This window comes from Microbacterium croceum (assembly GCF_023091245.1).
In the GTDB taxonomy this organism is placed as follows: domain Bacteria; phylum Actinomycetota; class Actinomycetes; order Actinomycetales; family Microbacteriaceae; genus Microbacterium; species Microbacterium croceum.
The window spans coordinates 786989-798411 of the sequence record NZ_JAHWXN010000001.1 but is presented as its reverse complement, the minus strand read 5'-3'; the positions used below and the strand labels follow the sequence as shown (position 1 = coordinate 798411).

At 71.7% G+C, this 11423-nt stretch carries 12 protein-coding genes; 5 read left to right on the top strand and 7 right to left on the bottom strand.

Features of this window, described 5'->3' with window-relative positions:
* Nucleotides 1–54 precede the first annotated feature (54 nt).
* Nucleotides 55–891 (top strand): hypothetical protein, encoded by an 837-nt coding sequence (locus KZC51_RS03755; protein ID WP_247628674.1) that lies wholly within the window; start codon nt 55–57, stop codon nt 889–891.
* Nucleotides 888–1736 carry an SMP-30/gluconolactonase/LRE family protein gene (locus KZC51_RS03750; protein WP_247628673.1) on the top strand — a complete coding sequence of 283 codons (849 nt, stop codon included), beginning with the start codon at nt 888–890 and terminating at the stop codon, nt 1734–1736. The genes KZC51_RS03755 and KZC51_RS03750 overlap by 4 nt, the downstream gene beginning before the upstream one ends.
* Nucleotides 1737–1841: 105 nt before the next feature.
* On the opposite strand, the gene KZC51_RS03745 is transcribed toward KZC51_RS03750, so the two are convergent.
* Genes KZC51_RS03745 through KZC51_RS03735 form a run of 3 tightly spaced genes read right to left on the bottom strand, consistent with a single transcriptional unit; the run spans nt 1842 to nt 4898 of the window.
* Entirely contained in the window at nt 1842–2699 is an 858-nt protein-coding gene (locus KZC51_RS03745; RefSeq protein WP_247628672.1) for a fumarylacetoacetate hydrolase family protein, read from the bottom strand.
* Nucleotides 2700–2713: 14 nt separating this feature from the next.
* Complete coding sequence (locus KZC51_RS03740) at nt 2714–3688, bottom strand: C-terminal binding protein (RefSeq protein ID WP_247628671.1); 975 nt, start codon at nt 3686–3688, stop codon at nt 2714–2716.
* 46 nt (nt 3689–3734) lie between these two features.
* Nucleotides 3735–4898, bottom strand: a complete 1164-nt coding sequence (locus KZC51_RS03735) for an MFS transporter (protein WP_247628670.1) — start codon at nt 4896–4898, stop codon at nt 3735–3737.
* A 192-nt stretch (nt 4899–5090) separates the two neighbouring features.
* On the opposite strand from KZC51_RS03735, the gene KZC51_RS03730 reads away from it, so the two are divergent.
* Both KZC51_RS03730 and KZC51_RS03725 read left to right on the top strand, forming a co-directional pair.
* Nucleotides 5091–5840, top strand: coding sequence for an SDR family NAD(P)-dependent oxidoreductase (locus tag KZC51_RS03730; protein ID WP_247628669.1), 750 nt, complete (start codon nt 5091–5093; stop codon nt 5838–5840).
* Complete coding sequence (locus KZC51_RS03725; RefSeq protein ID WP_247628668.1) at nt 5833–6192, top strand: nuclear transport factor 2 family protein; 360 nt, start codon at nt 5833–5835, stop codon at nt 6190–6192. The genes KZC51_RS03730 and KZC51_RS03725 overlap by 8 nt, the downstream gene beginning before the upstream one ends.
* Nucleotides 6193–6414: 222 nt before the next feature.
* Here KZC51_RS03725 and dinB read toward each other — a convergent pair whose 3' ends face one another.
* Nucleotides 6415–7611 (bottom strand): DNA polymerase IV, encoded by a 1197-nt coding sequence (gene dinB / locus KZC51_RS03720; RefSeq protein WP_247628667.1) that lies wholly within the window; start codon nt 7609–7611, stop codon nt 6415–6417.
* 103 nt (nt 7612–7714) lie between these two features.
* Here dinB and KZC51_RS03715 point away from each other — a divergent pair, with 103 nt between their 5' ends.
* A complete protein-coding gene (locus KZC51_RS03715) occupies nt 7715–8545 on the top strand; it encodes a putative endonuclease domain-containing protein (protein WP_247628666.1) in 831 nt (276 codons plus the stop codon).
* A 217-nt stretch (nt 8546–8762) separates the two neighbouring features.
* Here the strand turns inward: KZC51_RS03715 and KZC51_RS03710 are convergent, their stop codons facing one another.
* From KZC51_RS03710 to KZC51_RS03700, 3 genes are read right to left on the bottom strand one after another with little or no spacing between them, the layout of a single operon-like run.
* Nucleotides 8763–9557, bottom strand: coding sequence for an SDR family NAD(P)-dependent oxidoreductase (locus tag KZC51_RS03710; protein ID WP_247628665.1), 795 nt, complete (start codon nt 9555–9557; stop codon nt 8763–8765).
* Between the two features lies 1 nt (nt 9558).
* The gene (locus KZC51_RS03705; RefSeq protein ID WP_247628664.1) at nt 9559–10635 is read right to left on the bottom strand and encodes a mandelate racemase/muconate lactonizing enzyme family protein; all 1077 of its coding nucleotides are present in this window, start codon (nt 10633–10635) and stop codon (nt 9559–9561) included.
* Nucleotides 10632–11387 carry an SDR family NAD(P)-dependent oxidoreductase gene (locus KZC51_RS03700; RefSeq protein ID WP_247628663.1) on the bottom strand — a complete coding sequence of 252 codons (756 nt, stop codon included), beginning with the start codon at nt 11385–11387 and terminating at the stop codon, nt 10632–10634. The genes KZC51_RS03705 and KZC51_RS03700 overlap by 4 nt, the downstream gene beginning before the upstream one ends.
* Nucleotides 11388–11423: the final 36 nt, after the last annotated feature.

The following is an 11423-nucleotide window of genomic DNA, read 5'->3' as shown; positions in this document are numbered from 1 at the left end:
GCGCCCACGACAGCCCTCGGTCGCGACCGCCCCGCGCAGTAGGCTGAGCACATCATGGAAGAGTTCATCCAGGGCTTCTGGAAATTCGCGGAGAACTACTGGTGGCTCATCTTCCCGATCATGGGAATGGCCGGCGGTGCGGCGAAAGCGTGGGAGCGCAACGCGAAGCGCCGCCATGAGCGCCGCCTCGAAGCCCTGCGCATGAAGGCGCAGCTCAAGGCGGCCGAGATCGAAGCGCGGGCGCTGACCCGGCAGGGCAGGCGCCGCGGGCCGACGGTCGTCGACACCACGGCATCCGTCGCCCCGAACGATCTGGTCGCGCGACTGCTGGCCGAGCACGACGAGATCACCGCGCGCTGGCTCGACTACGAGCTGGATGTCGCCAAGCTGATCGCCTTCCCCGCCATGAGCGATGGGCGCCAGCCTCTGACGGCCGCGTTCCTGCGCGCCAAGAAGACCGCGGATGCCCTGCGCCCCGCGTCCGCCGAGGCGAAGGTCAGCGAGCAGCAGATCACCGAATACCTGCAGGCCGTCGGCGACTACGCCGTCGCCTTCGAGATCGCAGAGAAAGACGCCAGGCGCCTGCGCGACTCGACCTTCACCGAGCCGGAGCGCAAGCGCCTCGAACGCGCCCAGCAGCTGCTGAAGGTCGCGATCGACGAGTCCGCGACCCAGGCCGAGCGCAACGTCGCCTACAAGCGCGTGCGCGAAGAGCTCGACGGCCTGATCCTGCTGAGCGACGACGCGGTCACGGTGCTCGAGAAGCAGGTCGCGCGCGAGATCACAGCGCGGGCCCGCACGCCCGAGCCGGCCGATACCGCCGCGCCCGAGCCGGAGCCCGCGCCCGAGCCGGTCGCCGACCCGCTGCCGCACCGGCGCGAGGGCGCATGATCCCCGAGAACGTCACCGGCCCGGTCGCGCACCACGCCGAAGGCCCGGTGTGGTGGCCAGGCTGGGGCGGCCTGCGCTGGGTCGACGGAGACGCCGGCGACCTGCTCGCCCTCCGTGCCGACGGCGTGACCCGCCAGCACATCGACGACGAGTACCTGGCGTTCGCCCGCCCCCGCGCGAACGGCGGCGTGGTGGCCGTCGGCGCCCGGACCCTGTACCTCGCGGATGCGGCCGATGGCGAGTTCCGCGCTGTCGCGTCGCTGCTCGACGACCCGCGCGTGCGCATGAACGACGGATGCTGCGACCCCCGTGGCCGACTCCTCACCGGGTCGATGGCCTACGACGCGGCCCCGGATGCCGGGATCGTGCTGCGTCTCGACGCCGACCTCGCGGTGACGACCGTGCTGCCGCGCACCACCATCTCGAACGGCATCGGCTTCGCACCCGACGGGCGACGCGCGTACTACGTCGACACCCTCGCCCACCGCATCGACGTCTTCGACGTGGTCGAGGGTGAGCTGCGGGGCCGACGAGTGTTCGCGCGGATCCCCGAGGAGCAGGGCCTGCCGGATGGCCTCACCGTCGCCGCCGACGGGAGCGTGTGGGTGGCCCTGTGGGGCGGGAGCGCCGTGCGCGGCTACGACTCCGCCGGGGTGCGGATCGCGACCGTCGAGCTACCCGTGCCGCAGGTGACCGCGTGCACGTTCGGCGACGACGATCTGGGCACGCTCTACATCACGACCTCCGCCCAGGGGATGCCCGACGACCACGGCAGCGTCGCCGGGTCACTGTTCTCCGTGCGGCCGGGTGTGCGCGGCATCCCGGTCCTGCCGTTCGCCGGCTGAGCCGCCGCGATCGCGGAGACACGACGACGGCCTCTGCCCGAGGCACGGTACACCCAGCAAGGACCCCGTGCCCCGGGCACAGGCCGTCGCCCGTCCCGGTCCTGCTCAGCCCAGGCGCACCCGCGCGGTGCGCTGATGCTGACGCCCGAGACCCTCGATCTCGATCGTCATCTCGTCTCCGTCCTGCAGATACGGGAAGCGCCCGGACAGCGCGACGCCCTGCGGCGTTCCGGTGTTGATCACGTCACCCGGCTCCAGCACCAGGTACTGGCTGAGCTCGTAGACGATCTGCCGCACCGGGAAGATCATGTCGGCGGTCGAGGAGTCCTGCCGCGGCTCGCCGTTCACGAACGAGCGCAACCGGAGCGCCTGCGGGTCGACCTCGTCCGCCGGCACCAGCACAGGCCCGAGCGGGTTGAACGTCTCGGAGCATTTGCCCTTCGACCACTGTCCGCCCGACACATCGAGCTGATACGCGCGCTCCGACACGTCGTTCGAGATCGTGTACCCGGCGATCACCTCGTCGGCGGCATCCGGCGACGACAGATACCGGGCGGTCTTCCCGATCACGATGGCCAGCTCGACCTCCCAGTCCACCTTCTCGGCGCCGGGCGGCAGCAGCACCACGTCATCCGGCCCGACGACCGTGTTGGGGTGCTTGAAGAAGATCACGGGATGCTCCGGCGGCGCAGACCCCGACTCGGCGGCGTGCGCGGCGTAGTTCTGTCCGATGCAGATCACGGCGGTCGGGCGTGCGACCGGAGGCCCGACGCGCAGGCCGTCGACCGTGGCGCGCGGCAGCACCCCGCGCGACAGCGCGTCGCGCACCCGGGCGATGCCGTCGGTCGACAGGAATGCTCCATCGATGTCGCGGGTCAGTGGCGCCAGGTCGTAGACGACGCCCGCCTCATCGCGCACGAACGGATGCTCGTCGCCGGCAGCGCCGAGTCGCAGGAGTTGCATGAGGAGTCCTTCGGTCAGCGCGCGGCGGCGTAGGTCGGGTTGACGATCGGTACGGATTCGCCGTCGCGGAAGCGGATGAGGTTCTCGGCGGCGTGCACCGGAAGATCCTCCAGTGCTTCCGGCGAGTACCAGGCCGCGTGAGGCGAGAGCAGCACGTTCGGCGCAGCACGCAGCGCCGCGCTCGCTGCGAGGGGTTCCGCCTCGTACACGTCGAGGGCGGCCGCGCCGATCTGTCCGCTGCGCAGCCCGGCGACCAGAGCGTCCTCATCGACCAGCGGCCCTCGGCAGGTGTTCACGATCACGGCTCCTGGCTTCATCGTCGCGATGGCAGCCTCGTCGATCAGGTGCCGAGTCGCGTCGGTGAGAGGAACGTGCAGCGTCAGCAGGTCGGCGGTCGCGATGGCGTGCTCGATCGTGACGGACTCGCAGTCCGCCGCGCGCACGGCGTCAACCGAGGCATAAGGATCGGCGACGAGCACGCGGAACCCGAGCGCGCGGCATCCGCGGGCGACCAGGGAGCCGATACGCCCGAATCCGAGCACCGACACCGTGGTGCGCGACGGGCGCGCGGCCAGCGGGCGCGCCGCGACCGGCTTCCATTCCCCCGCGCGCACCGCCCCGTCGTAGGCGGGAAGCCCCCGCGCCTGCGCCATGATCATCGCGATCGTGTGGGCGGCGACCTCTTCGGTGCAGTAGCTGGGCGTGTTCGCGACGGGGATGCCGCGTTCGCTCGCCGCCGCGACGTCGACCATGTCGTAGCCGATGCCGAGACGGCTGATCATCTTCAGCTTCGGCATCCGATCCATCAGCTCGCCGTCGATCCGGTGCCACTGCACGATCAGTCCCTCAGCCTCGGCGCCGAGCGTCGCGAGGGTCTCGAACGAGGTGTCCGGTGCGCGTTCGGCGCGGAATCCCGCCGCGCGAAGCGTCTGCTCTGCCGCGTCACCGGGGAGGTCGCAGTCCGTGATGAGGATGAGAGGGGTGGTCATGAGGCAAAATGCTATAGCATCTAGCACTTCAGGGCCACCCCGACTTTCAGCTGTGGATGCGCCCGTCGCCGTCTCGTGTGGACGACGACGCCCACACGCTCGCGCCCACGCCGACGACCGTGAGCGCCACAGCGACAGCGAGCACACCCGGCGCCCCGACCGCCCCGTACGCGGCGCCTGCGAGCAAGGGACCGATGAAGGCACCGAGGTTGAGCGCGACTGTCGCAGAAGCTCCACCCAGCACCGGCGCACCTGCCGCCTCGCGCACGATGCGGCCGATCACCGCCGAACCGACAGCGAACGAGAGCGCCCCGCACGCCGCAGAGAGGGCGAACACGGCCGCCGCGGACTCGATCAGCATCCACAGCGCAGCCCAGGCGAGGAGCAGCGCGACCATTCCGCTCGCGACCCACACGCCCTCCCGCCCAGCGGCCCAGCGGCCCGTCGCCGCGACACCGAGGAAAGCGCCGATGCCGAACGCGGCCAGGAGCAGCGGCACGAACGCCGTCGCGACGCCCGCGGATTCCCCGATCACCCCGAGGAACGTGAAGACCCCGAACGTGCCGGCATTGATCACCACCGCAACCGCGATCGCGCCGAGCACCCGTCTGCGGGCGAGCGCTCCGAGCTCGGTGCGCAGCGCGATGCGCACGGCACCTCCGGCACGCAGAGGCGACCGGTCGAGCAACAGCGCGCCGAGAGCGGGGCCGCAGAGCAGCACGACACCCCAGAACGTCGCGCGCCACCCCAGCGCATCGGCGAGAGCGGCCCCCGCCGGCACTCCCACGATCGTGGCGAGGGTGGTGCCGGCGAGCAGGGTGGCGACGGCACGAGTCGTCGCCTGCGGTGGTACGAGCGTGCGCACCGTCGAGAGCGACACGGCGAGGAACCCGGCATTGGCGATGGCCGCGACGACGCGGGTGACGAGAAGCACCGCGAACGACGGGGCGAGCGCTCCGGCGATGTGCGCGAGCACGAACACCAGCAGGAAGGCGATGAGCGTGCGCCGCGGATGCCAGCGGGAACCGAGCAGCGCCATCGCCGGGGCGCCGATCACCATCCCGATGGCGAAGGCGCTGGTCACGGCGGCCGCGCTCCCCGGCGGGACTCCGAACTCCTCGGAGATCGGAAGGAGCAGGCCGGCGAGCATGAACTCGCTGGTGCCCTGAGCGAAGATCGCCAGGGCGAGGACAGAGATGAGGACAGGCATGAAGGCATCCAGACAGACGACATCGACGCACCCGAACGGATGCGCGACGAGCGAGAAGGGTCGGCGAGATGCGGGGAGCGCACGGCGTGCGGCTCGAACCCGCGATCTAGCGTCTGTCTGACTCAGGACTCACGTCATCCACCCTAACCGGCGCGCGCTCCTCTCGCGGGGAATCTGCTATAGCATCTATGCATGACTGCTCGTCGCGTACTGCTCACGGGAGCCAGCTCCGGTATCGGAACGGCCGCCGCCCTCGAACTCGCCCGCGAGGGCGCCGCCCTCTGGATCACCTACGCCGGCCGCGAGGCCGAAGCCGCCCGCGTCGCCGAGGAATGCCGGGCGGCCGGGGCCGCCGAGGTGCACGTCTCGCGCCTCGACCTGCGCGACCCGGAGTCCACCGCCGCCCTGGTCGACGAGATCACCGCGACCTGGGGCTCGCTGCACGTGCTCGTCAACAACGGCGGCGTCTGCCCGTACACCCCCTACGAGGACATCGACCTCGAGGAATGGGACTTCGTGCTCGAGACGAACGCCCGCGGCACGTTCTTCCTCACCCGCGCGACGCTCCCCCTGCTGCGCGCGGCGGAGGGCGATCGGTCCGTGGTGAACATCGCCTCCATCGCCGGCCAGGTCGGAGCGCTGCAGACCGGCATCCACTACGCGGCGAGCAAGGGCGCGCTGCTCGCGATCACACGCAGCTTCGCCCGGCACCTCGCGGGTGAGGGCATCCGCGTCAACGCCGTGACCCCCGGCCCGGTCGCGAGCGCGATCACCGACCAGCTGCAGGGCGAGCGGCGCGAGAAGCTCAGCGCGTCGATCCCGCTCGGCGCATTCGGGCAGCCCGAGGACGTCGCCTGGATCATCGCCTCGCTCGCCTCGCCGCGCGCGAGCTTCATCACCGGCGCGACCTACGACGTCAACGGAGGTGTGCGCATTGACTGAGCACAGCGCCCGCTCTGCTGTGGACCGCTCCGCCCTGGATACCGTGCAGGCTCAGCTCGACGCGTTCAACGCGCACGACCTCGAGGCCTTCGTCGCGACCTACGCGGCGGATGCCGTGATCACCGGGGTCGCCCCCGAGCCCGTGGTCGGGGCTGCGGCGATCCGGGAGTTCTACGAGCCGCGGCTGCAGAACCCGCAACTCTCGTGCGTGATCGAGACGAGCGTGCTGTTCGGCAGCCGCTGGGTCGTCGCGCAGGAGCAGGTCATCAACGCGGGCGTCGCGACCGAGACCATCGCGACCTTCGACGTGGTCGACGGCCTCATCGCGCGCGCCTCGATGCTCAAGGCCTGAGCCGCGGGGGCTGCGCGCCTTGCCGTGCGTGCCCGCTCCCTCACGCGAGGGGTCAAGACACGCCGCCCCGCCGGCCCGTCCCACGGCGTGTCTTGACCCCTCAGCGGGCGCGACGGCTCAGCGGGCGCGACGGCTCAGCGGGCACGACGGCTCAGCGGGCGCACGAGCGTCGCCGCCGACGGCTCCGCGGCGACGCTGAGGCCGGGTCGGCACCGAGGCGCGTCACTCGTGCTCGGGCAGGAGCGGTGACGACCACCCCTCGTCGCGACCCAGCTGAGCCGCCCGTGAGACGGATGCCGCGCCGTAGCGGTCGCGGAGGGTATCGAGCACGGTGTCGAGGCGCGCCTCGTCGCCCCAGTCGATCGGCAGCTCGGGCTGCACGCTCTCGACGCGGTCGAGGTGCGACAGAGAGAGGCCGACCAGGGTGATGCCGCGTGCCGTGATCTCGGGCTGTGCGGCAGCGAGCAGGGCGCGCGCCACGGTGAGCAGCACGGCGGTGCGGTCGGTCGGCGCACGGAGCGAGCGGGAGCGGGTGGCCTTCGCATAGTCGCCGAAGCGCAGCCGCAACACGACGGTGCGGCAGACCCGGTCGCCGTCGCGGAGACGTCGAGCGAGCCGGTCGACGATCTGCGTGAGGATGAGTTCGAGCTCCTCGGCGGAGCGGGGACGGATGCCGAGGGCGCGCTGCGACCCGATCGATCCGCGGCGCCGGGTGGCGTCGACCGGCCGCGGATCCCGCAGTCGCGCGAGCGCGTGCACGTGGGCCCCCGTCGCCTTGCCCAGCATCCGCTCGGCGGTCGCAGCCTCCAGCTCGGACAGCTCGCCGACCGTGTGGATGCCGTAGCGGTGCAGCTTCTCGGCCGTCACCGCCCCCACACCCCACAGCCGTTCCACCGGAAGCGGGAGCAGGAACTCCTCTTCGCGCGCCGGATCCACGACCAGCAGGCCGTCGGGTTTGCTCACGGCGCTGGCGACCTTGGCGAGGAACTTGGTGCGCGCGACCCCGACCGAGATCGCGAGCCCCACCTCCGTCCGCACGCGCTCGCGCAACCGCGCCGCGATCTGCTCCGGCGACCCGGCGATCCGGCGGAGACCCCCGACCTCGAGGAACGCCTCGTCGATCGACAGCCCCTCGACGAGTGGCGTGGTGTCGCGGAAGATCGCGAACACGTCTTTGCTGGCGGCGGAGTACGCGTCCATGCGCGGCGGCACGACCACGACATCGGGGCAGAGCTCGCGCGCCTGCCGTCCCCCCATGGCGGTGCGCACCCCGCGCGCCTTCGCCTCGTAGCTCGCCGCCAGCACGACCCCACCACCCACGATCACGGGGCGACCGCGCAGCTCCGGCGCATCGCGCTGCTCGACCGAGGCGTAGAACGCATCGAGGTCGGCGTGCAGCACCGTCGCTTCCCCGCGCATCCCGTTCTCCCGTCGACACGCGGATCGTTGCACGGACCGGGGACACCAGGCCCGTCGTCGGCGGTCGGGAGTCGGTGTCCGTGACGGCGGGTATGGTCGGCGCGTGCCGGAACCGGTGGAGCAATGGTGGGCGCGACGGCAGTTCTCCCGCGGTCGCGCGGTTCCGTATGACGTGGGCACCTACCGCGCCGGGTGGGCGGCGTATCCGGAGTTGATTCGGCAGTACCACCCGGAGCTGAACCACGGCATCGCGCTGTCACAGATCCCTCTCGCCGCCGATGTGCTGCTCTGCTGGGAGTGCACGGTCGGTCATCGGTTCGCCGCGACCCCGACCGAGCAGCGCGAGCGTCCAGGACAGGTGCGGCGCCGCTCCGCGTGGTGCCCCGAATGCTCCGCGCTCGCCCGCCCGCAGCCGGTCGTGCTCGGCGAAGCGCGGCCCCTTCCCCGCGCGCCCCGTCGCCCCGGGCCGGCACTGTGCACGAAGACGCCCGACCTGCCGACCGGCACCGCGTTCGTGAGCGAATGCGCCCCGCGCCCCGCCTCGGCGGCAGAGGGTCGCCTGCGCGCGGGGCTCGGGGCGGCGATCGAGTTCGACGCGGCCGTGAACGCCGTGAAGGTGTCGAGACCGTTCTTCCGGCACACCGAGGTCTGGCCCGACATCGTGTTCCCGGAGCTGCGTGTCGCACTCGAGTACGACACGGTCGGCCGGCACGGCCTGGAGCACGTCGGCAAGCGGCAGGACACGGATCTGCGCAAGGACCGCGCCCTGCGCGCCGCGGGGTGGGAGGTCATCCGGATCCGCACCGGGAAGCTCGAACCGCTGGGTCCGCACGACCTGGCGCTGACGTCGGTAGGCACGAAGGGCATCGCCCGCATCATCGACGAGCTGCGGGTCATCCGTGGTGCGCTGCTCGTCGACGCGTACCTGCGGTGAGTCGTGCGCCGCCTCACCGCCTGAAGGAGACCTCCTGGCCTGAAGGAGCCCGCACGGAATGAAGGAGATCGCACGGAATGAAGGAGCCCGCAGGGCAAAACCACCTTCATTCGGAGTCTTCTCCTTCAGAACGCGCGAGCCCGATCACCCCAGAACGCGCGTCCCCGCTCAACCCCAGCACGCGCGAGCCCGATCACCCCAGAACGCGCGTCCCCGCTCAACCCCGCTCGAACCGCGCCCGCAGGGCCGGGTCGACCGAGACGTCGCCGAAGGATGCCGTCCACGCGCCGTCGACCGCGATCGACTGGCCGGTCAGATACGGCGCCTGGTCGGAGAGCAGGAATGCGGTGACCGCGGCGACCTCTTCGGCGCGGGCGATGCGTCCCATCGGCGGGCCTTCGGCGAGCGCGCGCTCCGCGGCCACCGGGTCGGCGGAGGCGGCGATCTGCGCCTCCAGGTGCGGCGTGCGCACCCCGCCCGGTGCGACCGTGTTGGCGCGGATGCCGAGCCCGCCGTAGGTCACGGCGAGGCTGCGGGTGAGCGCGTCGATGCCGCCTTTGGTGAACTCGTAGGCGGCGTGGTCGATCGAGCTGGAGCGGCCGTGGATCGAGCCGATGTTCACGATCGCCCCGGTGATGCCCTGGTCGATGAACGCGGTCACGGCGGCCGAGCATCCCCAGAGGTAACCGAAGCCGTTGATGTCGATGATCTCGCGCACCACGGTCTCGTCGAGCTCGTGCAACGGTGTGCGCTTCGTGATGCCGGCGTTGTTGACCCAGCCGGCGAGCGGGGCATGACCCTGCGCCGCCGCAGCCGCCCGCTCATGGGCGGTCCGATCCGCCGAGTCCCCGAGCACGACCTCGGCCACGATGCCGTCCTCGACCGTCCCGGATCCGGGCGAACGCTCGAGCCCGACGACGATCCACCCGTCGGCCGTCAGGCGCTCGGCGACGGCGCGGCCGATGCCCTTGCCGCTGCCGGTCACCACGACGCTGCGTGCGGAGTCTGTCATCTCAGTCCCTCTCGAAGTGGAAGACGGCGGGGTCGAGCGTGAAGCCCAGGCCCACGGCATCCGTCGGGCGCACGCGGCCGTCGAATGACGGACCGCCGACGATGAACGAGGGGGCCGGATCGTAGGGGTTCACACCCCGCGCGAAGGTCTCGACACCGATGCCCAGGTGCGCGGTGACCTCAGGATAGACGTGGCCCGACACCGGCACGCCGCGCTCGCCCGCCCAGGCGATCAGCTCACGCGCCGGCGTGACCCCTCCGATCGCCACGACGTCGAGGCGCAGCACATCGACGGCCTCGTGCTCGACGAGGGCGCGCAGCACGGCGGGGTCGGTGACCTCGTCGCCCACCGAGACGGCGAGCCCGGACTCGCGACGGATGCGCGCGCAACCGGCCGCGTCTTCGGGGAGCAGCGGGTCTTCGAGCCAGGCGAGCCGGGGGTCGCCCCACTGCGCGATCTCGGCGAGGGCGGCGTCGGCATCCGGCCATCCGAAACCGACGTCGACCACGAGCCCCGTGCTCGCCGGGAGCTCGGCGTTCAGCAGGCCGATCAGCTCGCGCATGTACGTCGGGTCGGCCGCACGGGAGATCTTCACCTGCGACCACCCGGCCGCCTGGGCGAGGACCTCGTCCGCGACCTCGCGCGGGGCTCGGCTCGGCGACGGATACGCGGCGACGAGCATCGCGTCCCGCGGCGCATCGCCCGTGCCGAGCAGCTGCCACAGCGGCACCCCCGCACGCCGGGCCGCGATGTCCCACAGGGCGATGTCGACCAGGCCGATCGCACGACGCACCAGGCCGACCCGTCCGACGATCGCGCTGCCGCGCAGCATCCGCTCCCAGGTCGCGGCCGGGTCGTCGGCATCCGCCCCGAGCGCATGCGTCGCGACGAGCCGCTCGACGATCTCGGCCATCGGCGCCTCGCGCGAGAGGCAGTACGCGACGCCGGTCGTGCCGTCGGCGTCGGATGCCTGCACGGCGCTGTACTCGCGGCGGGTGACCGTCATGGCCCCCAGCTGCAGGGGTGCGGGCAGCGCCAGCACGGCGGTGGCCGTGCGGATACGCGCGATCTCGGTCATTCGGGCTTCTTCGCCAGCGGCACACCGTAGTCGACCAGGAAGCCGCCGTCGACGGTGAGGGTCTGGCCGTTCATGTAACGGGACTGGTCGGACACGAGGAAGCTGACGGCCGCGGCGATCTCACTCGCGTCGCCCAGACGTTTCGCCGGGATGCGCGACAGGATCGTGTCGAGGCTCAGCGTGCCCTGCTCGACGCCCTGGCGGAAGACGCCGGTGTCGATGTAGCCGGGGGCGACCGCGTTGACCCTGACGCCGCGTGACGCCCACTCGGCACCGGCGGTCGCGGTCAGCCCGATCACGGCGGCCTTGGTCGTGGAGTACGGGGCCCGCCCGGCGGAACCTCGCGCCGAGATCGACGAGATGTTCACGATGCGGCCTTCGCCGCGCTCCAGCATCCGCTTGCCCGCGGCCTGAAGAGCCGAGAACACGCCGTGCAGGTTCACGTCGACCACGGCCGACCATTCGTCCCAGGTCAGGTCCTCGATGCCGCGGTGCCGTTGGATGCCGGCGTTGTTGACGAGCACCTCGATCGGTCCGAGTTCCGCCTCGATCTCGCCGAAGACCCGGTCGACGCCGGCGTGGTCGGTCACGTCGAGCTCTCGCCACAGGATCCCGGCCGGGTTGTCGCCCGCCGTGAGCCCGGGCACACGGTCGGCGGCGACCACGAGGTAGCCGTCAGCGGCGAGGCGCTGCCCGATCTCCCAGCCGATGCCGGCGGAGCCTCCGGTGATGATGGCGACGGGGGCGGTCATGGCTCTCCTCAGGATGGTCGAGATTTGCTATAGCAA